The organism is Candidatus Defluviilinea gracilis, assembly GCA_016716235.1.
GTDB classification, from domain to species: domain Bacteria; phylum Chloroflexota; class Anaerolineae; order Anaerolineales; family Villigracilaceae; genus Defluviilinea; species Defluviilinea gracilis.
On sequence record JADJWS010000001.1, the window covers coordinates 1,128,856 to 1,155,202 of the forward strand.

25 protein-coding genes are annotated in these 26,347 nt (G+C 53.5%); 16 read left to right on the forward strand and 9 right to left on the reverse strand.

The window, feature by feature from the left end:
- The first annotated feature begins 73 nt into the window (after window positions 1-73).
- The 3 genes from IPM31_05320 (at window position 74) to IPM31_05330 (ending at window position 2,488) form a co-directional block, all read left to right on the forward strand.
- A complete protein-coding gene (locus IPM31_05320; GenBank protein MBK9006397.1) occupies window positions 74-649 on the forward strand; it encodes a redoxin domain-containing protein in 576 nt (191 codons plus the stop codon).
- 49 nt (window positions 650-698) lie between these two features.
- Entirely contained in the window at window positions 699-1,655 is a 957-nt protein-coding gene (gene msrP, locus IPM31_05325) for a protein-methionine-sulfoxide reductase catalytic subunit MsrP (protein ID MBK9006398.1), read from the forward strand.
- A gap of 152 nt (window positions 1,656-1,807) precedes the next feature.
- A complete protein-coding gene (locus tag IPM31_05330) occupies window positions 1,808-2,488 on the forward strand; it encodes a sulfoxide reductase heme-binding subunit YedZ (GenBank protein MBK9006399.1) in 681 nt (226 codons plus the stop codon).
- 44 nt (window positions 2,489-2,532) lie between these two features.
- Here IPM31_05330 and IPM31_05335 read toward each other — a convergent pair whose 3' ends face one another.
- The gene (locus tag IPM31_05335) at window positions 2,533-2,757 is read right to left on the reverse strand and encodes a hypothetical protein (protein ID MBK9006400.1); all 225 of its coding nucleotides are present in this window, start codon (window positions 2,755-2,757) and stop codon (window positions 2,533-2,535) included.
- A 97-nt stretch (window positions 2,758-2,854) separates the two neighbouring features.
- Between IPM31_05335 and IPM31_05340 the strand changes: the two genes are divergently transcribed.
- Together IPM31_05340 and IPM31_05345 are read left to right on the forward strand one after the other, a co-directional pair.
- Complete coding sequence (locus IPM31_05340; GenBank protein ID MBK9006401.1) at window positions 2,855-3,652, forward strand: DsbA family protein; 798 nt, start codon at window positions 2,855-2,857, stop codon at window positions 3,650-3,652.
- A gap of 476 nt (window positions 3,653-4,128) precedes the next feature.
- Window positions 4,129-4,794 carry a deoxynucleoside kinase gene (locus IPM31_05345; GenBank protein MBK9006402.1) on the forward strand — a complete coding sequence of 222 codons (666 nt, stop codon included), beginning with the start codon at window positions 4,129-4,131 and terminating at the stop codon, window positions 4,792-4,794.
- Window positions 4,795-4,941: 147 nt separating this feature from the next.
- Here the strand turns inward: IPM31_05345 and IPM31_05350 are convergent, their stop codons facing one another.
- From IPM31_05350 to IPM31_05360, 3 genes are all read right to left on the reverse strand, one after another.
- Window positions 4,942-6,921, reverse strand: coding sequence for a lamin tail domain-containing protein (locus tag IPM31_05350; protein MBK9006403.1), 1,980 nt, complete (start codon window positions 6,919-6,921; stop codon window positions 4,942-4,944).
- A 536-nt stretch (window positions 6,922-7,457) separates the two neighbouring features.
- Window positions 7,458-7,718 carry a stage V sporulation protein S gene (locus IPM31_05355; protein ID MBK9006404.1) on the reverse strand — a complete coding sequence of 87 codons (261 nt, stop codon included), beginning with the start codon at window positions 7,716-7,718 and terminating at the stop codon, window positions 7,458-7,460.
- A 473-nt stretch (window positions 7,719-8,191) separates the two neighbouring features.
- Window positions 8,192-8,848 carry a YdcF family protein gene (locus IPM31_05360; GenBank protein ID MBK9006405.1) on the reverse strand — a complete coding sequence of 219 codons (657 nt, stop codon included), beginning with the start codon at window positions 8,846-8,848 and terminating at the stop codon, window positions 8,192-8,194.
- Between the two features lie 181 nt (window positions 8,849-9,029).
- On the opposite strand from IPM31_05360, the gene IPM31_05365 reads away from it, so the two are divergent.
- A complete protein-coding gene (locus IPM31_05365) occupies window positions 9,030-9,179 on the forward strand; it encodes a Flp family type IVb pilin (GenBank protein MBK9006406.1) in 150 nt (49 codons plus the stop codon).
- Between the two features lie 150 nt (window positions 9,180-9,329).
- Complete coding sequence (locus tag IPM31_05370; GenBank protein MBK9006407.1) at window positions 9,330-9,479, forward strand: Flp family type IVb pilin; 150 nt, start codon at window positions 9,330-9,332, stop codon at window positions 9,477-9,479.
- Window positions 9,480-9,481: 2 nt separating this feature from the next.
- On the opposite strand, the gene IPM31_05375 is transcribed toward IPM31_05370, so the two are convergent.
- Window positions 9,482-10,504 (reverse strand): PhnD/SsuA/transferrin family substrate-binding protein, encoded by a 1,023-nt coding sequence (locus IPM31_05375; protein MBK9006408.1) that lies wholly within the window; start codon window positions 10,502-10,504, stop codon window positions 9,482-9,484.
- Between the two features lie 28 nt (window positions 10,505-10,532).
- On the opposite strand from IPM31_05375, the gene IPM31_05380 reads away from it, so the two are divergent.
- The gene (locus tag IPM31_05380; GenBank protein ID MBK9006409.1) at window positions 10,533-11,204 is read left to right on the forward strand and encodes a DUF4230 domain-containing protein; all 672 of its coding nucleotides are present in this window, start codon (window positions 10,533-10,535) and stop codon (window positions 11,202-11,204) included.
- Here IPM31_05380 and IPM31_05385 read toward each other — a convergent pair.
- Window positions 11,201-12,013: a lipoate--protein ligase family protein gene (locus IPM31_05385; protein MBK9006410.1), complete on the reverse strand. Its 813-nt coding sequence runs from the start codon at window positions 12,011-12,013 to the stop codon at window positions 11,201-11,203. The two genes, IPM31_05380 and IPM31_05385, sit on opposite strands and share 4 nt — an antisense overlap.
- 84 nt (window positions 12,014-12,097) lie before the next feature.
- Here IPM31_05385 and IPM31_05390 point away from each other — a divergent pair, with 84 nt between their 5' ends.
- The gene (locus IPM31_05390; GenBank protein MBK9006411.1) at window positions 12,098-16,783 is read left to right on the forward strand and encodes a GAF domain-containing protein; all 4,686 of its coding nucleotides are present in this window, start codon (window positions 12,098-12,100) and stop codon (window positions 16,781-16,783) included.
- 416 nt (window positions 16,784-17,199) lie between these two features.
- On the opposite strand, the gene IPM31_05395 is transcribed toward IPM31_05390, so the two are convergent.
- The 3 genes from IPM31_05395 to IPM31_05405 form a co-directional block, all read right to left on the reverse strand.
- Complete coding sequence (locus IPM31_05395) at window positions 17,200-18,111, reverse strand: dihydrodipicolinate synthase family protein (protein MBK9006412.1); 912 nt, start codon at window positions 18,109-18,111, stop codon at window positions 17,200-17,202.
- Complete coding sequence (locus IPM31_05400; protein ID MBK9006413.1) at window positions 18,108-19,010, reverse strand: hypothetical protein; 903 nt, start codon at window positions 19,008-19,010, stop codon at window positions 18,108-18,110. The genes IPM31_05395 and IPM31_05400 overlap by 4 nt, the downstream gene beginning before the upstream one ends.
- A gap of 122 nt (window positions 19,011-19,132) precedes the next feature.
- Entirely contained in the window at window positions 19,133-19,759 is a 627-nt protein-coding gene (locus IPM31_05405) for a metallophosphoesterase (protein MBK9006414.1), read from the reverse strand.
- 265 nt (window positions 19,760-20,024) lie between these two features.
- Between IPM31_05405 and IPM31_05410 the strand changes: the two genes are divergently transcribed.
- The 7 genes from IPM31_05410 (at window position 20,025) to IPM31_05440 (ending at window position 26,285) form a co-directional block, all read left to right on the forward strand.
- Complete coding sequence (locus IPM31_05410) at window positions 20,025-21,785, forward strand: PQQ-binding-like beta-propeller repeat protein (GenBank protein ID MBK9006415.1); 1,761 nt, start codon at window positions 20,025-20,027, stop codon at window positions 21,783-21,785.
- 12 nt (window positions 21,786-21,797) lie between these two features.
- A complete protein-coding gene (locus IPM31_05415; protein MBK9006416.1) occupies window positions 21,798-22,706 on the forward strand; it encodes a serine/threonine-protein phosphatase in 909 nt (302 codons plus the stop codon).
- Between the two features lie 2 nt (window positions 22,707-22,708).
- Window positions 22,709-24,199 (forward strand): DnaJ domain-containing protein, encoded by a 1,491-nt coding sequence (locus IPM31_05420; GenBank protein MBK9006417.1) that lies wholly within the window; start codon window positions 22,709-22,711, stop codon window positions 24,197-24,199.
- The gene (locus tag IPM31_05425; GenBank protein MBK9006418.1) at window positions 24,196-24,705 is read left to right on the forward strand and encodes an FHA domain-containing protein; all 510 of its coding nucleotides are present in this window, start codon (window positions 24,196-24,198) and stop codon (window positions 24,703-24,705) included. The genes IPM31_05420 and IPM31_05425 overlap by 4 nt, the downstream gene beginning before the upstream one ends.
- Window positions 24,706-24,717: 12 nt before the next feature.
- Window positions 24,718-24,960, forward strand: coding sequence for a hypothetical protein (locus IPM31_05430; GenBank protein MBK9006419.1), 243 nt, complete (start codon window positions 24,718-24,720; stop codon window positions 24,958-24,960).
- A 1-nt stretch (window position 24,961) separates the two neighbouring features.
- Window positions 24,962-25,684: a response regulator transcription factor gene (locus IPM31_05435; protein MBK9006420.1), complete on the forward strand. Its 723-nt coding sequence runs from the start codon at window positions 24,962-24,964 to the stop codon at window positions 25,682-25,684.
- Window positions 25,685-25,844: 160 nt separating this feature from the next.
- The gene (locus IPM31_05440) at window positions 25,845-26,285 is read left to right on the forward strand and encodes an Hsp20/alpha crystallin family protein (GenBank protein ID MBK9006421.1); all 441 of its coding nucleotides are present in this window, start codon (window positions 25,845-25,847) and stop codon (window positions 26,283-26,285) included.
- Window positions 26,286-26,347: the final 62 nt, after the last annotated feature.

Genomic DNA, 26,347 nt, shown 5'->3' on the forward strand with positions numbered 1-26,347 from the left:
CAAACTTTTCAGAGGGGCGTAATCTTTTTGTAAGGAAGTTTTTCTACACTTCAGGCATCAAGGACAACGATCCATGAAATCACTCCGCGTCTGCCTGATATTCCTCCTTCTGGTTGGATGCTCCAACGCCCAAACGCCTCTTTCGCAAAGCGCGGCTGACTCGCCCGTGGACGATGCTCCCATGCCCAAACTTGCATCCCTGCCCGACCTAGGTCCCGCTCCCGAACTAACAAACACCACATGGTTGAACACAGACGCGCCGCTCCGCCTCGCCGACTTGCGCGGCAAAGTAGTCATCGTCGAAATGTGGACATTCGGCTGTATCAACTGCCAGAACGTGATGCCGTCGCTCAAAGAGTGGCACGAGAAATACGCCGCGCAGGGGCTTGTCATCATCGGCAATCACTACCCAGAGTTCGATTACGAAACCGACCTTGCCAATTTGCGAGACGCTGTTCGGCATTTTGAGATCGAATATCCCATCTCGCAGGACAATGATGGAGTCACATGGCGCGCGTATAAGAACCGCTACTGGCCCGCGCTGTACTTGATCGATAAACAAGGGCGCATCCGCTATGTTCACATTGGCGAAGGGCGTTACGAAGAGACCGAGGAAAATATTCGCGCGTTGTTGGAAGAAACGTATTAATCCGCCACCCAGCCTCTTCTTTCACAAGGAAAGGAAAGCAAGGAGAACTATGAACGACAACTATAAATCCGTTGCTGTACAATCATCCGAGATCACGCCGCATTCGCAATACCTTTCACGGCGCGAATTCCTCAAAGCCGCGGGCTTCCTGAGCGGATCGGCGCTTCTAGCGGCGTGCGCGCCCACGGTAGCCGCGACAGTCATCCCGGGGGAAGAAGCGCCGCCTGTCGAAGTCAAATTCGATGAATTAGGCGATCCTGCCAACACCTTCGAAGACATCACCAACTATAATAATTACTATGAGTTCAGCGCCAATAAGGAGGCGGTGGCTCCACTTTCAAAAGACTTCAACACCAACCCATGGACGGTGGAAGTCTACGGCTTGGTGAAGCAACCCAAAACCTACGGCATCGAAGATTTGCTGGGCAAATTCACCCAGGAGGAGCGCATTTACCGCCTGCGTTGCGTGGAGGCGTGGAGCATGGTCATCCCGTGGAGCGGGTTCACGCTTTCATCCATTTTGAAAGAAGTGACGCCGACTTCAAACGCAAAATATGTTCGCTTTGAATCGGTCTACCGCCCGGAAGACCTGCCGGGGCAAGCGAGTCCTTTTTACCCGTGGCCCTATCAGGAGGGGTTGCGCCTCGACGAAGCCATGAACGACTTGACCATCCTCGCCACCGGGGTATATGGTGAGCCGATGCCCAATCAGAATGGGGCGCCGATCCGCCTTGTTGTGCCGTGGAAGTATGGGTTCAAATCCATCAAGGCAGTGACAAAGATCGAACTGGTGGAGGAGCAACCGAGCACATTATGGAACAGCGTAGGAGCAACAGAATACGGCTTTTATTCGAATGTGAACCCGGAACGCCCGCACCCGCGCTGGTCGCAGGCATCGGAACGCCGCATCGGCGAATTGAAACGCCGCCCCACCCTGATGTTCAATGGGTACGCCGAACAAGTGGCTGGGATGTACGCCGGCATGGATTTGATCGAAAATTATTAGACTAAGCCTCTTGCGAAAGTCGTCTTCGCCGCAAAGAACGCAGAGAAAAAGAGTTATTCTCAAGGTTCTCTGCGGACTCTGTGGCTGAGCACAAGGCGAACTTCCCTGGCGCTTGCATGCCGGGACAAGCGCGCGGTATTATAAAAACCATTATGTTGAAAAAAATCTTTTCACGTTACACCCCTCTTCAAATTGCCATACACATCTATGCGTGGTCTGTGCTGGTCATCCTTGTGTTCAAACTCATCACAGGCGATCTCTCGGCAAACCCGATTCAGGAATTGGAGCAACGCACGGGACGCCATGCCATTACCTTGCTGATCCTGTCGCTGGCTTGCACGCCGTTGAACACGCTCTTCCGATGGACCGAACTTCTTAAACGCCGTCGCGCGCTGGGGTTGTATGCCTTCATGTACGCCACGCTCCATATCATCATCTTCATGTTCGATTATGGTTTGGCATGGAGTTTTATCGTTCAAAATATTATCGAGAAGCCGTATATCCTTGTAGGGTTAGCCGGTTTCCTCCTGTTGATTCCGCTTGCCGCCAGCTCGTTCGATATCTGGAAGAAACGCCTCGGCAAACGATGGAAACGCATTCACCAGACCATCTACTTCATCGTCCCGCTGTTGTTACTGCATTATGCGTGGGGTAAGAAAGGCGATTTCTTCGCCTTGCAAGGCGAGATTATCCGCCCGTTGATCTACACGGTGATCGCGGTCATTCTGCTCGTTATGCGTATTCCGCCTATTCGACGGTTTCTCGCCTCCCTGCCCAGCCGCATCCTGCTTCTCGCGCGGAAGCGGGGAACGCAGCCTGAGACGACTGCATAGAGCGAGTTTCTTCGCAGTAAAAGCAAAGTGAACTTTGCTGTACGCTAGAACATCCCCTTGAGGAACAGCAATAACCCCACAACCGCCAGCGGAATGCCGACGATGGTGCCGATGACGGTCAGGCTGATGATGCCGCCGACGAGCATCAGCACGATGCCGAGGATCATCGCCACGAGCCGCCCCGTGAGTTCGACGATCACCGCCAGCAGTTTCCAGATGGCGGCAAAGGGCCACAGATACCAGGGGATGTGTTTTGTGTGAGTTGTCATTTCGACCTCCGAAAAATAAACTTGCAAAACGATCTACGTGGTTTCCCCACAAAAGTGGCAAATGACAAATCGGCGGGCGTGTTTTATAATGCCGCCCATGCCTAGAAAATCTACAACCACTGAAGAACAGCCCATCCCTGTTTCTGGTAACAAAACCGCCGTTGCCGAACCTGCGACCACCTTGCTAGACGAGAACACCATCACGTTCAAGGCGAGTCACTTTTACGCCGCGCTCAGCGTGTTGACGTTTTTCTTCGGTCTCCTGGCTGGGTACGCGGTGTGGGGAACCGACCTGTTCGCAAAGGCTGGCACCGCGCCTCAGGCGGCGAATCAGGCGCAAGTGGCGGAGGAACCGCAGGTTATCCGTTACGATATCCCGACCGAGGGGTATCCCGCTTTTGGTCCCGAAGACGCGCCCATCACCATCGTCGAGTTCAGCGATTTTCAATGTCCGTTTTGCAAGCGCTGGTTCGCGGAAGTGTACGAACCCCTGCTCGCGGAATACGAGGGGCAAATCCGCTTTGTGTATCGGAACCTGCCACTCACGTCCATTCACCCCGACGCGTTCTCAGCCGCCGAAGCCGCCCTGTGCGCCAATGAACAAAACGCTTTTTGGGGTTTCCACGATAAACTGCTCAGCGGAGATCTGTTGGGAAGCAGTGTGTATACCCAATATGCAAGCGATTTGAACCTGAACGCATCTTCCTTTGATGCTTGTATGAAGGCTGGCACGTATCGGACAATGATTCAGAAAGACAGCGATTTCGCCATCAACATGGGGGTCAACTCCACGCCGACCTTCTTCATCAACGGGCTGGCGGTGATCGGGGCGCAACCCATCGAGGTGTTCAGGCAGGTGATCGACAAGGAGTTGGCGGGCGAATTTCCGCAATAGGGCTGGTTCTCCCGGACGCAGATCTATTAGGGCTTTCGCTCACAGGCGGTCTGTGACCGCCATATGCACCAGCGAAGCGACGGTCACAGTCCGTCTTAGAGCAATAAAAACGAAAGTTCTGTCTCTTTTATTTTTTGGGTGTCCCGTAATCAACGGGAAAGAGCCTCACCACGAAGGACACAAAGTCTTGCGCTGAGTTCGTCGAAGCGACACAAAGGGGGACAAAGAGCCTAGATTCTTTGTGTTTTTCCTTTGTGACCGTCGTGTCCTTTGTGTTTGAAAAATGGTTTCCCGTTAAAAACGTGAGAGCCTATTTTTTCTAACGCGCAAACGACAAAGTTGAACCGCGAAGAGCGCGAAGAAAACCTGTGAAACCTTGGCGTTCCTAGCGTCCTTCGCGGTAAAAAAAGGGAATGTCGGTAGAGAGTTTTATTTTGGGTTAAGTCGAATACAACACGATTTTGAGGAGGAATGCCGTGAAAAAATTTGTTGCGGTGGCTGGGAATATTGGCGTGGGAAAATCGACGCTGGTGCAGATGCTTTGTTCGCGCATGGGCTGGGAGCCGTTCTATGAGCCGGTCACCCAAAACCCATACCTCGCCGATTTTTATGCGAACATGGATTCGTGGTCGTTTCATTCGCAGGTCTTTTTTCTCACCCATCGCCTGCGCTCGCACTTCCAACTCTCGCAACATCCCAGCGCGGTGATCCAGGACCGCAGTGTATACGAAGATGCCGAGATCTTCGCGCAAAACCTATATTTACAGGGGCATATTCAAGACCGCGATTATCAAACTTACCGCGATCTGTACGAGACGATGCTGCGCTTCCTCCCGCCGCCCGACCTGGTGATCTACCTGCGGGCTTCGGTGTCCACGTTGCTGGGGCGCATCTCGAACCGCGGACGCGACTATGAGCGCACCATTTCTGCCGAGTATCTGCGCGGACTTAACAACCTGTACGAAACGTGGATCGACAACTTCACCCTGTGCCCCATCCTTGCGGTTCCCGCCGACGATTTGGATTTTGTCTCACACCCCGGGCATTTGCGTCTCATCGTCCAAAAAGTGGATGAGAAGTTGACCGGCAAAGAGGAGGTTGTGTTCGAACCCGAGGAAGTGGCAAACGCGGCGCAGGATTAACAAGCGCGGCGGTCTCGTAATGAGACCGCCGCTTTTTAGGGTCTGTAAATTAATAACTTCCCGTGTTTTTGTTCGCGCGCAGTTGCACTGCGAGCGGGATGCAGTGCAACTGCATCCCCAACAGGGAATTTATATTTTTACGAACCCTTAGTCTAAAAAGATTTCCCACTTGCCAGGGTAGTTTGGCAGGGGCTGTTCACCGAACCAGCCGGTATCGTCCCAATAAGGGCGGCTCCAAATATTGTTACCGAACGGCGTACATTCCGCGATATAAAAATCCAGAGGGAGGGTATCTGCCACCGGGCAGAACGAAGTATCCGCGCTTGAGCCAACGCCCGGCGCGCCGCCTGACGAATTCTTCAACCCCGGTGTGGGGAAACATGTCCGGTTCCAATCGTCCAGCCCGCCGTTATCGGGCAGGCGGCAGAAGGATTGGTCGGGGTAGCGGGCAAGGGAGTAGTTGTAGGCATCCATCAGCGAACCGTTCGGTTTGAGCAGGCGCACCCCGTCGCCGCCGTCGCTTAACAGTAAGCCGGTCTTGCTACCGTAGAACACGATCCGTTCGCCTGGCGCCAGCGTGATGGAGGGGAGCGCAAACGGCTTCGAGCCGATGTTCGCTTCATCGTCCAGGGTATACCCGCTCAGGTTGACGGAGATCGTGCCGTGGTTAATGATCTCGATGAATTCATCGCCAGTATTGACGAAACCGTCGTTGTTCCAATCGCGCCCGGGGCGCGGCAGGAATTCGTTGATGGCAATGAGGGGAGGCGGGGGAGGCGGTATGCCCGTCTTGGTTGCTGTGGCTTTCGGGAGGGCTGTCGGGGTTGGGGTTGGATTGCCGCATAAGGTCAATGCGCTGGACATATTCTGAGGATCGCTTGGAGTTCGGGCAAAAAAATCTGCCAGATTATTATTTGAATCAATACAGAGTCCTGATGAATTGGCTTTACGATCATAACTTCGATCCGTTTGTGTTGATAAAGGAATAAGTGGGGAAGTCTCAAAATAGGTTGTAGAAGAGCACATTCCAGCGCGATCCATAAAAGTCGATCCATTTAACAGGGCAATGCCTCCATTATCCGCAATGCCTTGACTCGCTGGAAACGACTGGTTCGCAGTAACTGTGCCGCTGTAAGAAGCTCCTCCAATTAAATAATGATGTCCGGGGTTAAGGGTCACACCAGAGTTAATTGTTGCAACCAAGGAAGTGCCAGCCCCACAACCTGTCGATTTTCTTAATGTCCAATCTCCAATTAGGACCGGTCCGCTTGTTGGGTTAAATAGTTCAATAAATTCATCGTTCCCACCGTTCGGTCCTGTAGTTCGAAACTCGCTAATCACCACACTCAAGGCAACCGGAGGCGACGTGAGTGTTACCGTGGGCGTAGAAGTTCTCGTAGGAGTAAGAGTAAGCGTTGGAGTTGATGTGTTCGTTGGAGTGAACGTCGGAGTTAAAGTAAAGGTCGGGGTTGGAGTAGGATTGCCGCATGGCGCAACCGGGCTCGATAAGTTTTGCGGATCGCTATCACGAAGAATAAAATCTGCAAGGTTATTGTTTGTGTCAACGCAATACCCTGAAATATCGGGGATTCTCTCGTATCCTTGATCCACATTATTTGTTAGTGGAGTTAAATTGATCGGGTCAACATATGTAGTGGTACTGCACATACCAACTTGATCCACCAGAGTGGCACTACTATCAAAAATAGCGATCCCGCCGTCATCATCGATCGCCCAGTTGCTGTTGTGACGATAATCGGGTGGCACAGTTCCTGAATAGGAAAAAGCGGAAAGCAGGTAATGTTGTCCAGAATTTAAAATAACAGGAGAGGGAATGCTCGGAATTGTCGCCAATATTTCTGTCGTAGTACCGCACCCACTGGATTTTCCTATTGTCCACCCGGTAATATCGATAGGCGAACCTGTCGGATTGAACAATTCGATAAACTCATCATTTGCCCCGCCCGACCCCCTCGTTCTAAATTCACTGATGATAATCGTCGTCGCCGCCTGTTGCATCGGCGCCGCCCTCACCGGCTGAACGACCGGCGCAACCAAACCTCCGCATACCGCGGCGATCAACAACACCAAAGACAAACTGCGCCAGAATACCTTCGACTTTTTCATGGGTACAAGACGAAACAAAGACCGTGAAGTGACATCGTCTTTAGAGAATTATAAACCACCCCGTTTGAAATGCCAGCGTTGCTCAGAGACCGTTTCTTGACGTATAGGACTTACGCAGTTGAACTTGTTACGCCGTAGTTGCACTGCGGCGGCGACAGCACAACTGCCCGCCAACCGCGTAGGTCCTGATGTACTCACCTTACGCGGCAAAGCCATAAGGCGAGATTGATCTCGCCTTTCAGGTTGGTCTTGAGTAAGAGCGACATTCATGTCGCGTTACGGAGATCAGGCTCACTTCAACTGCGTAACATCAGTTAAGGACACTAATTTGACGGATCACACAGAAAAACACGGATTTTTATAGGGTTTTCCGTGAAACTCAGTTGACCTCTTGCATAAGTGTCCCTAACTTAGCCGCAGAGTCCACAGAGACCTTTGAGAAAGGCTCTTTTTCTCTGTGGCAAAAATGACTTTCGCAAGGGGTCTAGTGAAACCCGCGCCATCCGTGTCCCAAAGAAGAGTTAAGCAACACTCTCTCAGCGCGGCTCAACGACAAACTTGATGGCGGTGCGCACCTTGTCGTCGATCGTCACATCCGCAAACTCCGGCACGCAAACAATCTGGATATTATCGTTTTTCAAATACCCGGTAGCCAGAGCCAGCGCCTTCACAGCCTGGTTCACTGCTCCGGCTCCAATCGCTTGCACTTCCGCCCGTTTGAACTCGCGCACCACCCCCGCAATTGCCCCGGCAACGGCAGAGGTACGGGAGCTGGCTGAAACCTTGATCATGTCCATGATGGACCTCCCAAAGGGTAAAGAGGGGCCGATGTGAAGATTGTACAAGATTCGCTTAAGAGATTCAAGCATATAGTATAAGAATATTATGATTTAGTAAAAGTAGTAGGGGGTGTGGATGATGTGGATGAGCGCGAATCTGCGCTATATGTGGGATGACCGCTTCCGCCTCCCTCCACGAGTGGGGCTGAATCGCCACTGGCAACGCCACCGCACTTGTGGAAAGAATCGGGATAAATCTATCCACACTCCATCCCCAAAAAATGAAAAGTTTCCCACAAATCCATATATTGGAAGTTTTGTACACACCCGTCCCATATATGGGGGTTCCGTTTCGATCTCAAACTAGAAGGCTAGCCTACTTCTCCACATGACCTGCCACTTATCCACAAAAAGAGGCGACTTATCCACAAATCGGATGTCTGGACAACACCTGTCCGAACTGAGAATCCCCCAAATATGGCAGAACTGGTTCACTCCACGAACAGTGGAATAGGCTCTCCCAGCACAGGAGCGGGCGCTGAAACATACAAGTCTAGAAACGCTCCCACCGTGGCGAGGAGTTCTCGAAAATTCCAGATCATCAACGATGAGTTCCAAAAACGGCGGGTATTTGCCTCCACCCCAACAGCCTCCACCCCCAGCGCATTGCAGAGAAACAAGGCGCGCGGTAAATGAAATTTTTGCGTGACGAGCAATACATCGTCTGCCTGAAAGATCTCTTTTGCCCGATAACAGGTATCGTAGGTGCGCCGGCCGGCATAATCCAGGGCGATCGCTTCTTCGGGAACGCCAAGCGAAAGCGCGTATTGGCGCATCGATTCGGGCTCGTTATAGTCCAACACAGGGTTATCTCCGCTCATCAGTAGCTTTTTCACTTTGCCCGAAAAATACAGTTCGGCGGCGGTTTCCACCCTGTCGCGCAAGATGGCGGTGGGGGTTCCATCCCTTCGCAAGCCGGCGCCAAACACAATGGCAAGTTGTTTTTTTGGCGCGTTCTCTTTCTGGTAAATGCGGTTGATGGAATGGACGGCTGTCACCAGGCGCGGCAAGACCAACCCTGAGAAGCCGATCAACCCCAGAAATAACGCGCCGCGCCATATAAATTTTTTGCTGGTAAATTTTCTCATCGTAAAGGTTGCAGACGTTTTTTGCGTTCAAATGTTACATGTGAATTTTGTTGTACAGACTAACAAACCTGTAAATGAAGTGAAACCTTTTAAGTCTTGAATTTTTGATGGAAACAGATATACTGTAAAAAGTTCTGAGGATGTGCCTCAGGCAAACAATTTATTAGAAAGGAATAATACCATGTTGTTCGCACCCAAAGAAAAAGGCCAGGGCCTCGTCGAGTACGCGATTATCATCGCTCTCGTCGCTATCGTCGTGATTGCGGTTATGACTTTGCTTGGACCCAAGATCGGCAATACCTTCTCCAGCATCAATAACTCCCTGCCGTAACCCGCTCAAACGAGCACAAAAAAGCCCCACCGCACGGTGGGGCTTTTTTGTAACTATTCTACGGGGCTGTTCGTCGTATTTGAACAATTCTCAATGCTCGCAGGGTCATATTTGACAAGGAGGCTGCGGGCGCCTCGGAAAGGAATTCAAATGTTATTTTCGCTCAAAGAAAAAGGACAGGGGCTTGTGGAGTATGCGATCATTATTGCTCTCGTGGCTATTCTTGTGATTGTGGCTGTTGGGGCGTTCGGCGAGAAAACCGGCGACACATTTAGCTCCATTAACAATTCACTGCCGTAACATCACTTAAGCGCGGATGCCAGATTAACCCCAGACGCATCGACGAGAGCGCGGAACTCGGCATAAAAACCGTCATTCACCTGCTGAAATTCGTCGATCCCATACACCGCCTTGAACGCGGAGTTGCCATCTGTGGTTTGCATGATGACGGGAACGATACTTGCAAATAAATCCCGCATCGGTTGCGGCAAGTTGGAAGAAAATACAAACACATCATACGGGATAATTTCGGGAATCCGCCAGATCACGATCACCTGCTCCATGAGGTCGGGAAATTGGTCTTCCAACGAGGGGAACTTCCGCGCATCGATGTAGGTGGCTCCAAACTCGCAGATACCGCTTGCATATAACGAGCGCACAACGGTCGGGTGTCCCTCCACGAAGGCGGCGGGCTTGGTGCTGATGCCGCTGGTTTTCAAATACCCGAAAGGAATGACATAGCCGGAGAGCGAGCGTTCATCGCTCCAACAAGGTTTCCGGTCGTTGAATTGGGCGAGGGCAACCGCCGGGTCATCGTCCGTGTTCGATTCGCTCACCGGGTTGAAAAACGGGGTAAATCCAGCCCTGCGTTGCGCAAGGAATTGCGCGCCATACAGACTTTTCTCATCCTTCACAACGGCAAAGGCGGCTTTGACAGTTTCGTTTTGATACGCCAGCGCATACGCATACGGATCGAGAAGCGCGATATGCGCATTCCCTTTTTGGAAGGCTTCCACGAGCGCCAGTTTCGAGTCGGGGATGACCGTGACCACCGAGTACCCCGCGCGTTCCTTGAATTGCGCGGCGATCAGGTTCGCAGAGTCGATCGTCTCCTGCGAAGATGTCGATGGCGGCAGGGCGAGGATTAAGGGGTTTTCCGGCGAGCCAAGTTCAGCGGAGGGAAGCGGCGGGGCGGGCGTCTCAGTGACAACGCCGAGAACCGGGGTTGGCGTCGGTTCGGCGGCGCCCAGGCGCGGCAAATTACAGCCGACAGTCAGAACAAACGCGACCGCGAAAATCAACCGGGGAAAAGGATTCCGATTCATGTGTTTGCCGGGGGATTATAATATGGGCATGAAAAATAACAATTTTCTCTCCATCCTGATTCTGATTGTGATCGGAGTTGCGGCATACATGATCGTGCAGACCGTGCGCGAAGGCGCCAAAACCGCAACCCAGCCTTTCGAGCAGGTGAACGAGGCGAACCGCGCCCTGCAAACGCAGATGGCGAACCTGATGAACCCCACGCCGACGATCATCCCCGACCCGATCACCTACATCAACGAGATTCGCGCGTTGGCGCGGCTCGAAACGATTCAGTATAGCGTGGAGAAAGTGATCACCGGCGAGACTGGCGGAGGAACGTTCGCCACATTTTTCGGCGACAAAATTTTGTTCGTCGGTCACGGCACCGTCATCGCCGGTGTCGACATGGAAAAACTCGCGCCTGAAAACATGCGCTACGAAAACGGAGTGCTCTCTGTACAACTGCCCCCGGCTGAAATTTTCATCGCCACCCTCGATAACGAAAAATCATACGTATACGACCGGCAGACCGGCGTGCTGACCAAGCCCGACCCAAACCTCGAAACCCTCGTCCGGCAAAAGGCGGAGGAAGAGATCCTCAAAGCCGCGCTGGAAGATGGAATCCTCAATCAGGCGCAGATCAACGCCGAGACCTACCTGTTCAAATTTTTTGCCGCGCTCGGTTTCCCGAATACGATCTTCCTCGATAACCCCAACTAGACTCGTCCCGTCCACGAGGGGTGATCGTATTTCTCGCGGACGAGTTCCTCCGCCATGTTGGATTCGGATTCGGACAACTTGCCCTCCTCGAATTGGATTCCCAACTGCGCCTCAAAAGCGCGGATGTAAGCCTGCGCCGCCTCGCCCCAACCGACTCTCCTCCCCAACGCCGCTTCGACCGTGATCGCCCGCTCCAGCAATCGCCTGGATGCGTTTTCACGAGCCGCCTCATCCTCAAAAGCAAGCGCCCGGCAGATTCGCGTCAGGTCGCCGGTCAGAGGCAGGGAGCCATGTTGCAGAACGCCTTCTTTTTTGCGGGCTTGCGCCGAACCTATCAACTTTTTTTCGTTGACTGTGATCTCATACGTGGATGGAACTTCAAAGCAGACCGGGTTGTTGCCTGGCGTATCGTTCGTTTTTTTCTCTTTCATTTCCACAGCAACATTCAGGGATTTCACGGCGAGCAATAGCGCCTGCGCCAAGCGGTTGTAACTTTCGAGCACGGTGCCCGCTACTCGAGGTTCATCGTTGGGAGCGATAACGGAATAGGTCAACTCGTCGGTGTGGAGGATCGCCCTCCCGCCGGTGAGGCGTCGCACCACATCCCAGTGTTGCGCTTTCAGTCGCTGTGTGTCAACGTCTGTGAAGGGCTGGGCGTACCCAAGCGAGAGACAAGCCGGGGTCCAGGCATACAGCCGTAAGGTGGGAGGGGAATCGCCGCGTCCGACATGATGCAGGATGGTTTCATCCGCCGCCATATTCCATGCTCCCCTTGCCGGAAGGGTGATGAGAAGCCGCCAGAGTGTCATGTCAATATTATAATAGTCGGGCGCGGCGGGAGAGGAATGAGGTAAAGTAAGAGAAGGACTTTCTTAATTTCGGAATTTCAAACGATGAAAAAGGAAAGTAAAGCAAGAACGAAGCGGAAAGCGGGGGAGGCGGATTCGCGCCGCATAGACGCGCCCGATACGATGTTGCAGAAGCCGGCGGGGAATAGAATTAACCTCAATGAGGAAGGGGTGCGCCAGTTGATCGACTTGGACCCGCATTTTATTTTTGCAAAAGACGCGGAGGGGAAATACATTCTCGCTAACAAGGCGATGGCTGAGAAGTATCAGCGCTCTGTGGATGAGTTGATCGGCAAAACCGACGCAGATCTGCCCGTGTTGCCTGAAATCAGCGCGCGTTTCCGCTTGCAAGACCTGGATGTGATTCGGTCCGGAAAGCCAAAGCATATTCCGGAAGAGTTGGTCTTTGACGACGATGGAACGCCTCGAATTCTTTCGACGACAAAAATCCCCTTCCTGTTTTCCGACGCGAATGAACCCGCGGTGCTGGGGATCTCGGTGGATATCACCGAACTCAAGCGCATTGAAAAAGAGTTACGAGAAAGCGAAGCGCGTTTGCTCACTGTCCTGGAATCGTCCCCCATTCCGATGATGTTGAATTCGCTCGATGATGGCGTTGTGCTGTACGCCAACTCTGCCACGGAAGACTTATTTGGCAGGTCGCTTTCCGATTTGGTGGGCAGTAAGGCGGCGGAATATTATGTGAATCCGAAAGACCGTTTCCGCGTGGTGGAAGGGATTACTGAACGCGGATCGCTCCGCGATCATCAGGTATTGTTGAAACGGTCGAATGGGGCTGAGTTTTGGGCGTCGCTTTCGTCTGAAAAAACGGTGTTAGAAGGCAGGGACTGCATCCTGAGTTGCATTTACGATATTTCCGAGCGCAAGCGCGCGGAGTCGTTACAGTCGGCGGTCTATCAAATCAGCGAGGCGGCAAATCATGCCTCCAGTTTGGATGAATTATATCGTTTGGTTCATTCGACTATTGGGCAGGTGATGCCCGCCCGAAATTTTTTTATCGCTTTATACGATGAAGAGAACGATCTGTTGAGTTTTCCATATTATGTGGACGAGATGGACGACGATCCGCCTCTGGCGGCGTCCAAGCCGGGTCGTGGAATGACCGAGTATGTTCTACGCACAGGTTTGCCGGTGATGAACGCGCAGGAAGATTTTGAAGAATTGGCGCGCCTTGGAGAGGTTGAGCTAGTGGGCTTCCCATCTCCGATCTGGATCGGCGCGCCGCTAAAAGTGGATGGACGCACGATCGGCGTGATCGCCTTGCAAGATTATCACGATGCAAATGTATACACCGAGCGCGAACTGCGGATCTTGGAATTCGTTTCCGAACAGGTGGCAAAAGCCATCGAGCGCACGCGCCTGTACGCGGAAACACGGCGAAAGAATCTCATCTTAACGGCGTTACAGGAAGCGACGCTTACCATTGTGCGGCAGACCGAACTGTCAGAAGTGCTTCAGGCGATTTTGACCCAGGCAAAGAGATTGTTCGAGGCAACCAGCAGTTATATTTACCTTGTCTCGCCGGATGAATCAGAATTGACGTTTGTGCTGGCGATCGGACAGGGGCAAGAATTAACTGGCGAACGACTCAAGCCCGGTGAAGGGCTTGCCGGAAAAGTGTGGCAGACCGGTCAACCCATTCATGTGCCGGATTATCAATCCTGGCTCGGCAGATCGGACAAATTTTCAACGATCAATTTTCATTCCATCGCGGGCGTTCCCCTGATTTCCGGCGATAGAGTGGTGGGTGTGCTGGGTGTTACGTATCAGGAGGCGGGGCGGCGCTTCAGCCAGGATGATATCGAGTTGCTCTCGCGTTTTGCGCAACTCGCATGCATTGCGTATGAAAATGCCCGGCTGTATGCCCTAAGCCGCCAGGAACTCGTCGAACGCGAGCAGGCTGAGGCGCTTCAAGCCGCCATCTATCGCATCAGTGACGCGACCAGTTCGAATGTCGGTATGGATGAATTTTATGGCGTGATCCATGAGGCATTGAAAGGCGTGATGGTCGCCGAGAATTTCTATATCGCTTTCTATGATCGTGATGCAGATCTCTTGAGTTTCCCGTACCATGTGGATGTGAAAGATGAAACGCCGCAACCCGCCCCGTTGGGCAAAGGTCCCACTTCCTATGTGATACGAAACAGCAAGCCTCTATTGGGGAAATCGGAAGTTATGAAAGAGCTGGAGGAACGCGGTATCCTGATCCCCAACGGCACGAGATCCATAGATTGGCTGGGGGTGCCGTTGAAGATACGCAATGAAACGATCGGGGTCATGGCGGTGCAGGCGTACGATGAAAACGTTCGCTACTCCCAGCGCGACCTCGATATCTTGAGCTATGTGTCCAACCAAGTGGCGTCTTCCATCGAGCGCAAGCAGGCAGAGATGGCTCTCAAGGAAAGCGAGGAGCAATATCGCGAGCTGTATCAGAACAATCCATTGATGCTATTTACATTGAGTTTGGATGGAACAGTCCTTGCCATGAATCAGTCGGCGACTGCGCAATTGGAATATTCGGAAGAGGAGTTGATTGGAAAACCCATCCTTTCCATCATCCACGCTGAAGATCAGGCGGTGGTCTGGGACACTTTGAGAGAGTTTGCCTCGCGCCCGGAGAAGAATGCGCCCCGGGAATTTCGCACACTGACTCAAAGCGGCAAGGTGATCTGGGTTTCAGAAACTTCCCGCATGATTTCGGCGGTCGGCGGCGGACGGGCGATTCTGATCGTCTGCGACGATATTACCAAACGCAAGCAGGCGGAGGAAGCCTTACAGACCAGCGAGGCGCGTTACCGTCTTTCGGCGCGCGCCACCAATGACGTTATCTGGGAATGGGATATCATTTCCAACGACAAAGCCTGGAGCGAGAATCTCCAGATTCTGTTTGGGTACAGCAAGCAAGAGTCGAAACAGGATCCGTTGTGGTGGGAAAATCACATCCATCCGCAGGATAGTCAACGGGTTTTGGAAAATTTGAACAATGCTCTGCTGAATGAAGAGACGATCTGGGAGGATGAATATCGATTTGTCCGGAGCGACGGATTGACAGCGTATGTGATCGACCGTGGTTACATTGAGCGCGACTCCAGCGGGAAACCCATCCGCATGATCGGCGCCATTTCGGATATTACCGACCGCAGGCGCCGCGAGGATGAACTGGCCGCCCTGGCATCGGTCAGCGCGGCATTGCGCGTGGCGGGCTCGCGTGACGAAATTTTACAAGTTGTGCTCGATCAAGTCTCGTTGCAGTTCGATGCGCGCGGCGCGGCGCTCATCCTCAGGCGCGCGGGAACGGACACCCTTGTGGTTGAAGCGGCGGGTGGAGAATGGAGAGGTTGTCTGGGCTCCAAAGACCCGCCCAGCGCAGACATAAGCCGCCAGGTGATGGAAAGCGGAGCCCCTCGCGTGATCGACGATCTGCAACAGGATGCGTCGATGAAGTGGAGCGCGGAGAGGAAAGAGAAGGGCAGTTTCATCAGCGTGCCGTTGGGCACACCGGCTGGCATGATCGGCGTAATGAACATCTTCCGCGCGGCGGTGTTCCGTTTGGAAGATGTGCGTCTCGTGATGAACATTGCCGATATGGCGGCAAATGCCATTCAGCGCGCGTCCTCTTACGAGCAACTGAAACGGCAAATCGATAGTATCAGGGTATTACGCACCATCGACATGTTCATCGCCAGCGGCGCCGACTTGCACCTAATCCTGCAAACGATCGTCAACCAGGCGATGGCGCACCTGGGTTGCGATGCGGCGAGTATTCTTATGCTTAATCAGGCTGTTCATGCCCTGGAATTTGCGGAAGGGGCTGGTTTTCGCACGGCTGGCTTAAAGCAAACATCGTTGCGGCTTGGGGAGGGATTCGCCGGGCAGGCTGTATTGAAACGGGAGATGATCATGGTGGATGATCTGGCGTCCCGAAAAGATCACCCGTTGAATGTGCTGGAAGGATTCTCCTGTTATTACGGCGTGCCATTGATCGCAAAAGGCGATGTGAAAGGCGTGATGGAGATCCTTCACCGATCCCACATTGAAGCAGACCGGGAATGGTTGGATTTTCTCGAATCGCTCGCCGCTCAAGCGGCGCTTGCCATAGATAACGCCTCCCTCTTCAGCAGTCTCCAACGCTCGAATATGGAATTGGGCATTGCCTACGAATCCACGCTTGAGGGATGGTCTGCCGCGTTAGATATGCGTGACCGTGAGACCGAGGGGCATACCCAGCGCGTGACCAATCTCACTTTGGCGCTTGCCGAAGCCATGGGAGTTGGTGAAAAGGATCGTGTGCAGATCCGCCGGGGCGCCCTTCTGCATGATATTGGCAAAATGGGCATTCCCGACCGTATTCTCCTCAAACCCGACGTTTTGACCGGCGAAGAGTGGGAGATCATGCGACAGCATCCGGTCTATGCCCAACGATTACTCTATCCAATCCCACACTTGCGCCCCGCGCTGGATATTCCGTATTGCCATCACGAACGCTGGGATGGTTCGGGTTACCCCCGCGGGTTGAAGGCAGAATCCATTCCGCTGGCGGCTCGTATCTTTGCCGTGGCAGATGTATGGGACGCGCTTTGCTCCGACCGCCCCTATCGCCCGGCCTGGGAGCGAGCCAAAGCGCTGAGTTACATCAAATCGCTATCGGGCGTGCATTTCGACCCGAAGGTGGTGGAAGTCTTTTTACGCCTGGTTGGGGAAGAGAAGTAAATCCCGCCTCTCTCTGCCGCGCATTTCTCTTTGTGCCACGAAGGGCGTGAGGGGCGCCAAGCTTGTCAATCGTTTCTGCGCCTTCCTACGAGTTGAATCAGCGAAATCAGCATTTTTCAGCGTCCAAAAAACATTGTATAAGGTAATCAGGTCTTAAACCTTGATCTTTTGTACGCGGATTTCACGGAACACATGGATATTAAAAACTCACCATACGCGGTAAAGCCGTAAGGCGAGATTGATCTCGCCTTTCAAGTTGTTCTTGCGCAAGAGCGACATGAATGTCGCGTTACGGAGATCAGGCTGACTTCAACTGCGTAACATCAGTTAAAAAGATATTTCCGTGAAAATCAGCGAAACTTGCGCTGAGCCTGTCGAAGTATCCTTGTCGAAAAAAGAAGTTAAGAAACAGTCTCTTAACCGGCAGGTTGAACTTTGGCAAGTTCATCGAGGGCAGATTCGATTTTCTCTTCCGTAAGATTTTCCAGGGGAGGTCTCACCGCCCAGCGCGGCAAACCATGCAATCGGTGCATCAATGCTTTCAAGGCGGGCGGGAATGGCAAATACTTCTCCAGAATGTGGCGCTTCTCGGTTACCCGCGCTTGTGCCTGATTGGGGTCTTTTCCGGCTTGGATCAAATCCCACACTTCGCGCAGATCGGGCGAGATCAAATTGGCGGGCGCGGTGATGCACCCCGCGGCGTGATGTTCCATTGCCATTTGCAAAAACGAATCGGTGCCGTTCAACACGAGCAGATCCGCGCCGAACGTATCGCCAACACTGCGGGCAAAATCGGCATCGTGCGATGAATCTTTGATGCCGGCAAACTGATTCGGGAATGCGTCCTTCAACCGCTTGAGCAACGGGACGGAAAACCCGACTCCGATCAACGGGGGAATGTGATACCCAATTAGGAATTTATCCACCGGGACGGCTTTGCGGATCACCTCGCTGAACCAATCGAACAACCCATCATCGCTTGCCTTGCGGAAGTAATAAGGCGGCACAACCAGCACGGCATCGTAGCCCAGGTTGAACGCGCATTTCGTCAATTCGATGGTTTCCGTCAGGCTCGGGGTGCCGGTACCGGCGATGAGGCGGCTTCCCGCCGGTCGATTCTCTTTAAGCGCGCGCATCACATCTTCGCGTTCCTTTGAGGAGAATGAAGGTCCTTCGCCGGTGGTGCCGAAGAGAACGATGCCATGACAGCCTCGGTCTGTGAGAAAATTCGCCAAAGCCGGAACAGAATCAAGGTCAAGCGTGGAAGCGTCTTTGAGCGGCGTGACCGCCGCGGCGTACACGCCGGCAAGTAGGTGTGATGTGGTCATGATTTTTTCTTCTCCGTTTTTTGTTTTTTCTTTTTTACCGTCGCGGCTTGATCGCCTTTTATGCCGAAAAAATCGCGCGCGGCGGCATCGGGCGGTTGTAAAGGCATGCCTTCCTGCGATTCCAAGTAATGCTGGTGGTCGAGTACCCAGAGGTAAAGATCGCCTTCGGTTTTGTCCGGAAATTCTTTGAGGATGTCCGTTTCGCGGATGACGCGCACGATCGGCATGTATACGTGGTCGTACCAGTGGTTGATCGCTTCCTCTTCGGAGATGTCGCGTTTCCAGTCCAGCCCCATAAAGTAACGATGGACGGCGATATGCTCTAACATACGCTCGAAGCCATCCGGGATGGTGAGTTTGATATTGGCTTCAGGTTTGAGCCTATCCAGCGAGGTGCGTTCCAGAAAATGAACTTTGTCGTGGATGATCTCCAGGTCTTCCGGGCGGATATCCGGTGTAAGGTTAACGCGCGTCGAGCATTCGCGCACCTCCGCGTCGATAAACAATTGATTTTGTTCGCGCGCCACCGAAACCCGGTGATGACCGTCGACAACAAAGTACACCTGTCCCACTTTGTATAACACAACAGGCGGCAGGCTCACATCTTCGTAAAACGCGCGGTTGACGCTCTGCCAGCGCGCGGCAAGGGAACTGGAGGCGGGCATGAACACGCGGTCAAATTCATGATACCGGTTCAGGCTTCCGGCGATCTGGTCGACGCGCACAGTTTGCACGCCGCGGTAAATGGGACCGCCGATATGAAGCTTCTCTTTGATGTCTTCATACGATAGCAGTGTCGTACGGTGACCGGAGAGCGAATCCCAGACGCGGTGCATGAACGCTTTGAAGCGCGCCCGTTGAAAATCGGCTTGTGTTTTATCGTTCAGTGGATCAGGCATGGTTTGTGTTCGTGATTGATGTTGCGCGCCGTCCCGCAGGTTTTCTTAGAAGCATGGTTCGTCCAACCAAGCCCTTCGACAAACTCAGGGTAACGCCTGCGCGACGTTCTGCGTAAGGTGAGTTAGTGATTTACTTCCACTATTTTGTAAGGAAAGATATTCATGATCGTTGTCAACCCGCGCCTCGTTTCAGAGGGTGAAAGGTTGCGTCGTTGGAAATGGGTATGACCGTGAAGGTGATAGCGCGGCTTGGCAATCTGGAGAAGCCAGTTGATGGCGTGGATGCCGCGATGCGCCTGTGATTCCTCATCGTGGATGCCGTAAGGAGGCGAGTGCGTGATGAGGAGGTCGAGCGCGCGCCCGAATTTTACGCGGTTAACCAGCAAAGCGGGGAGCAGGCGCCAGGCTCTGAAATACGCTTCTGCCTGACTATATTGGTTTACGCCATCCGGACGGTAGCGGATGGAGCCGCCGAAGCCGCCGATCAAAAAGCGTTTATGGCGGACCAGTTTTAAGTCGATGTTTGAGCCGCCTTCCGCATGGGCGAGCGGATTCGTCGGGCTGAATGCGGGGTCATGGTTGCCCGGTACATAGAACAGGGGAACGTTCAGCATGCTAACGATGTTTTCGAGGTAGGTGTAGGGCAGGTCGCCGCACCCTGCGATGAGTTCCACCTCCTTGAACTGACCGCTCGCGCACAGGTTATACAAACGTTCGATCACTTCATCGCTGACGGCGAGGATTTTCACAAGCGGTATTGTGCCGCAGAATGGGCAAGTCTGCAAGGCAAAATGACAATCTACGAATTTGAAAGTATACGCGTTTGGGTAGTTGTCAAACGAAGCGTGGCAAACTATAATTTGCCAACCTAGGAGACCGGTTCTGGAAACTAGAATATTTCCTGAGTTATCCGATGATCGGGGTGGCAAGAGTTCATCCGCTCCGCGTCAACTTGTGGCTGGCGTAACGCTTGCCAATCGTTATTCGATTCAAGATGTGATTGGCGTGGGCGGCATGGGTTCGGTGTATCGCGCGCGCGATATGCACTTCCCCAACGTGACCAAACTTGTGGCGGTGAAGGAGATGATCAACTCCGCGCCCGACCCGCTTGTGCGGCAGACGATCGTTCAAAATTTTGAGCGCGAGGCGAACCTGCTTGCCACGCTCAACCATCCCTCCATCCCGCGGATCAACGATTATTTTTCTCTCGATAGCCGCTCATACCTTGTCCTTGATTTTATTCACGGCAAGGATATGGAGGCGATCATCAGCGATACCAATGGGTTCCTGCCGGAGGAACAAGTGTTGGGCTGGGCGGTCGAGTTGTGCGATGTGCTGGAGTACCTGCATCGTCACAAACCCGACCCGATCATCTTCCGCGATATGAAGCCCTCCAACGTGATGATCAACAGCAACGGCGATGTAGTGCTCGTCGATTTCGGCATCGCTAAAACATTCCAAACCGGGATCAAAGGGACGATGATCGGCACGGAGGGATATTCGCCTCCCGAGCAATATCGCGGCGAAGCCACCCCCTCGGCGGATATCTACGCTTTAGGCGCGACAATTCACCACGCCCTTACCCGACGCGACCCGCGCCTCGAGCCTCCCTTTTCATTTGCCGAACGCCCACTGCGGCGCATCAATACGTCTATTTCGCTCGAGTTGGAAGCGGTCGTTAACCGCGCGTTGGAATACAACCCGGAAAGTCGTTTTCCCACCGCGGTCGATATGAAGCAAGCCTTGTTGGGCGTGGCAAAGAAGACCGGCGCATTAGGGCGCATGAAGACGCAGACCACTCCCATTGCGACGGCAGGCGGGATCAAACCCCTGTGGGCGTTCAAGTGCGAAGATGAAGTGCGCGGCACGCCGGCAATTCATCAGGGCGCGTTGTATATTGGGTCGTACGATAACAATCTCTATGCGCTCAACGCGGCCGACGGAAAATTCCAATGGAAATATCCGGCCGACGGCGGCATTGTTTCGCGCCCGGCATTGTATGATGGGAATATTTATTTTGGTTCCGAAGATAAACGCTTGCATGTGGTGAGCGCGCGCTCGGGCAAGGTGGTGTGGACGTATTACACGGAAGGTCCTATTCGATCTTCGCCGCGCATTGCCGAAGGACACGCTTTTATCGGTTCCGATGACGGGTATTTGCACGCAGTGAACCTGAATACGGGCAGGATTTCGTGGCGGTTCGAAGCCGCCGACGCGATCCGCTCCACGCCATTTGTGATGAATGATCTTGTGTATACCGGGTGTGAGACCGGCGATTATTACGCGATAGATTATCGCGGCGAGTTAAAATGGCGCTTCCATGCCAAGCGGGCAATTACCTCGTCCACGGTCGGGTCGGCGAATACGCTTTACTTTACCTCCGTCGATGGCACGTTATATGCGCTCGACCCCAAGAACGGCTGGCCCCTCTGGCGTTTTCGGCTGGGCAAGGCGTCTATTAGCACGCCATGTATCATCGATGATTTTGTGTTCGTCGGCGCGGCGGATGGGTTTATCTATGCTGTCGACGTGAGAAATTCCAAAGAGGTTTGGAGATATCGCACGGAACACCAGGTGAACGGCTCGCCGGTGATCTATAAAGATTCTTTGTATTGCGGATCTGTCGATGGAAACCTATACTGCCTCGAATACCGCACGGGCCGCCTGCGTTGGAAGTTCGGAACGCAGGGAGCGATCACAGGTTCGCCTCTTGTGTACGATGATATCGTTTATGTTGGTTCCACCGATCATCAAGTGTATGCCCTGCTTGCATGACAAGGAGTCTTTGTGCTGAAAAATTTTTTCGACTGGTTATTTGGAAGAAAAGCGCCTCCTGAGAAAATCCAGGATGTAACCCAAACCGCGCCCCTGACCGAAGAACAAATTCAGGCGATCGTGAACAACCAGAATCCCCACTTCGATCTTCAGCAGTTGATCGCCAGTTGCGGGCAATCGGTAGGGAAACAGCGCGAACTGAACGAAGATAGTTTACTGGCGCTGACCGCAACCATGGCGGGGAATTCCGGTAATCTTCCGTTCGGTTTGTATATTGTGGCAGATGGTATGGGCGGGCATCAGTTTGGCGAGGTGGCGAGCAATGCCGCGATCCGCGCAGTGGCTGGGCATATTTTGAAGAAATTTCATCCATATCTGTTTCAAGTGAAAACCGACACCATGGATGAATCATTCCAGGAGATCATGCTCGAGGCGGTTCGAGACGCGCAACGGATCATCCAACGGGAAGCGCCGGGTAGCGGCACCACCCTCACCGCCGCGTTGGTGATCGGGCAACAGGTCACTGTCGCGCATGTGGGCGATAGCCGGGCATATTTCGTCTTCCCGGATGGGCGTATCGACCCGATTACCCGCGACCATTCGCTGGTCAAGCGGTTGGAGGAGTTGGGACACATCACGCCGGAAGAAGCGGTGAATTATCCGCATCGTAATGTGCTCTATCGCGCCTTGGGGCAGGGTGAGTTGCTCGACCCGGATATCTTCACGATTGCCTTTCCGCAACCCGGTTACTTGATGATCTGCAGTGACGGGCTATGGGGCGTGGTTGCCGAGCAGGATATTGTCCGTTCGGTGGTGGATGCGCCCAGCCTTCAGCGCGCCTGCCAAAATCTCGTTTCTGCCGCCAATGCCGCCGGCGGACCGGACAACATTAGCGTTGTCCTTGCCCAACTCATTGGGTAATTATGTCGGACCATCTACGGGATTATTATGACCTGCTTGGGCTTTCCCGGGATGCCACGCCGGAAGAGATAAAACGCGCATATTTTGAGTCGGCGCAGAAGCTTCACCCGGACAAAAACAAAGTTGCCGGGGAAACAGAAATCTTCCTCAACGTTCAGCAGGCATACGAAACCCTCTCGAACTCCACCCGCCGCGCTCAGTACGATGCCACCCTGCCTCCTGCGCCGCAGACACCGTCGCTCCCATACGAACATAAAATAATTTACAGCCGCCGCAACCTTGGGAAGATCAATGAGCCGCAAATGCTCTACGCGATGCTCGATCTTGACGCTCCGCAGGAAACGCGCCGAGCTTCGTCTTCCCCGTTGAATGTTTCGCTGGTGATCGACCGTTCCACTTCCATGCAAGGGGCAAAAATGGACACGGTCAAAGCCACCGCTATCCAGGTTCTTCGCAATTTGCGCCCGCAAGATATTCTGAGCGTTGTCACATTCAGCGACCGCGCTGAGGTTGTGATTCCAGCCGCCTATCATTTGGACCGCGCGCGCCTCGAATCGCGAGTGCAGATGATTCAGCCGGCCGGCGGAACCGAAATCTATCATGGACTTGAGGCGGGCGCGCGGGAGATCATGCGGAGTCTCGATCCGAAACGAATCAATCATCTCATCCTGCTTACCGATGGCCGCACCTATGGCGATGAGCAACAAAGCCTGGAACTCGCCGCCAAACTTGCCGAACAAGGCGTGGGCATTAGTTGCTTGGGTATTGGGAGTGAATGGAACGATATCTTCCTCGACGCCATTTCCACGCGCGCCGGGGGAAGCACCAACCTGATTGTCGAACCGCGCGATATCAACCGCCTGCTCCTCGAAAAATTTGACGCGCTGATCCAAACCTATGCCGAGGACGCCGCGTTGGAGTTTAAACCGATCACAGGAGTGGAACTCAGCCGGGTGTTCCGAATTCAGCCAGATCCGGCTCCTGTCCCGCTGAACGAAGGGAAAATCCGGCTTGGACCAATATTGCAAGATACTTCCACTCGGGTGATTTTTGAGTATATAATCCAGCCAACAGAGGTACAATCAGGCGAGTTGACCTTCATGGAAGCCTCGCTTAAAGTAGCCATTACTTCGCATCCGTTTCCCGTTCCATCCTTGCGTTTGCGTCTACAGATGCCCGTGTCGGACCCATCAAATTCCGGCGCGCCGCCGGCGGAAATTCAACAGGCATTATCGCGACTGATGCTGTATCAGATGCAAGAGCAGGCGCGCGAGGAACTTAAGAAAGGCAACGTCGAAAAAGCCGCGCGCCACCTTGAACGGCTCGCCACCAACCTGCTCACGCAGGGCGAGCGCAGTCTTGCGCAGACGGTGATGTTCGAAGCGGATTCGATCAAGAAAAATCGTTCCCTCTCGGAGGAGGGGAGTAAACGAATGAAATATGGAACTCGTATGTTATTTCTTGCGCCGCCGAAAAAGGAGCTTGCCCAATGATCATTTGCCCCAATTGCCAGCACGAAAACACCAATGGATCCGTGTTTTGTGCGGAGTGCGGCGAACAACTCGACGGAGTTGAAACGCTCGTCACTCAGGCAATTACCGAGGATCAAATCTCGGAGGATTTGAGGAATCAGGCTCCCCGTCCCGAAGCGGAAGCGACCCCTGCCAACAGTTGGTTATCCCTGCATTTAATGGACAGCGGCAAGATCATGCCGCTCGCGTCGCGCAACGAATTTACTCTGGGCCGTCTGAGCGAGGGACAGCCCATTATGCCGGATATCGATCTGACCGCTTATCAGGCATATGCTTCAGGCGTTTCGCGCCTGCATGCCGTAGTGAAGCGCGATGAGAGCAATGTAGTCGTGATGGACCTCGGCTCTTCAAATGGAACCTATTTGAATGGGCGTCGTCTCACCCCGCATACCGAAGAGCGACTCAGCCACGGCGATATCGTTGCATTGGGAAAATTGAAGATACAGATTCTTCTGCGAAATATCTAGGATTTTGAACGAATGGCATTCTCGGTTATCTTGCATATCCCCGGTGAAGCCTCGGTGCTTGGCGAAGTGGAAGAACTGCCCAAAGCCGCCGATACGATCATCACGGTCAGCAATCCGCGGTTGCGCGATGGCAAGGATATTCACTACCTTGAGCACAACGTGGTGAAAGTGATCTGGTCGTTGAGTCATGTGGTCTTAATCGAGGTGCTTGCAAACGAAGAAGAAGATAGCCTCATTGGTTTTGTGAGGGAATAACATGCCTGACGAGTTTGACCGCCGGCGCATCCTCATCGTGGACGACGAGGAGCGCATGGTGCGTTTTATCCGCATGAATCTGGAACACGACGGTTTTCAAGTGGTGGAAGCCTTCAACGGAAAACAAGCGCTCCAGAAACTGCGCGACGCGACCCCCGACCTGATCCTGCTCGACGTTATGATGCCCGATATTGACGGTTTTGATGTTCTCGAAACCATCCGCGAGGGCGGTAATACTGTGCCGGTGATCATGCTCACCGCAAAGGGCGAGGAAGACGACCGCGTGCGCGGACTCGAACTCGGCGCTGACGATTACATCACCAAGCCGTTCAGCCCGCGCGAGATGGTTAGCCGCGTCAAAGCGGTCATCCGCCGCACGGAGGGCGCGAGCGGCTCGATGCACGACATCATCGAAGTGGACGACCGCCTCAAAATCGATTTCGACCGCCGCGAAGTGTGGCTCGAAGGCAAACTCGTCAAACTCCGCCCGACGGAATATCGTTTGCTCTATCACCTCGTGCAGAACGCGGGCTGGGTCGTCACGCACGATCAAATCCTCGTTAAAGTGTGGGGCTATGAATACCGCGACGAGCCGCATTACGTCCGCCTCTACATCAATTATCTTCGCCAAAAACTCGAGAAAGACCCCGCCAACCCGAAGTACATTCTCACGGAGCGCGGCGTCGGCTATCGCTTTGTGGATTACAAGCGGCAAAAAGCGTAACGCGAGACTGCGAAGCGTCTCGCATTCCATGAACGGATCAAATAAATTTCACCTTGTACGATAATCTCATACGAATCATTGACAAAAAGCCTGCGTGAATCTAACGCGGGCTTTTTATAGTTGGGGCAGATAATTCAACCAACCAGAAAGGATGATTACCATGTCAAACTTAATTCGATGGGAACCTGCTCGTGAAATGATGACCCTGCGCGAGGCGATGAGTCACTTGTTCGATGACGCGTACACACGCCCGCTCACCCTCAGGGACGGCTGGTCTGTGCCTGCGGTCGACATGTACCAAACCGACGACGATGTGGTCGTGAAGGCTTCGCTCCCCGGCTTCAAAGCCGAAGAAGTGCAGATCAACATCACCGGCGAGATCCTCACCCTGCGCGGCGAGATGAGGCACGAGGAGGAGAAGAACGATAAAGCCTGGCATATCCGCGAACAACGCTGGGGCTCGTTCGAGCGCGCGCTCGCCCTCCCGACGGATGTGATCTCCGACAAGGCAAAAGCCGAGTTCGAGAACGGCATCCTCACCATCACCCTGCCGAAGGCGGAAGAGGTGAAGCCGAAGACGATCACCGTGAAGGCGAAGTAAATTTTGTAGAGCGAGACGCGCAAAACGTCTCGCTCTATGCTTTTAGGGAGTGGCGAAACCGG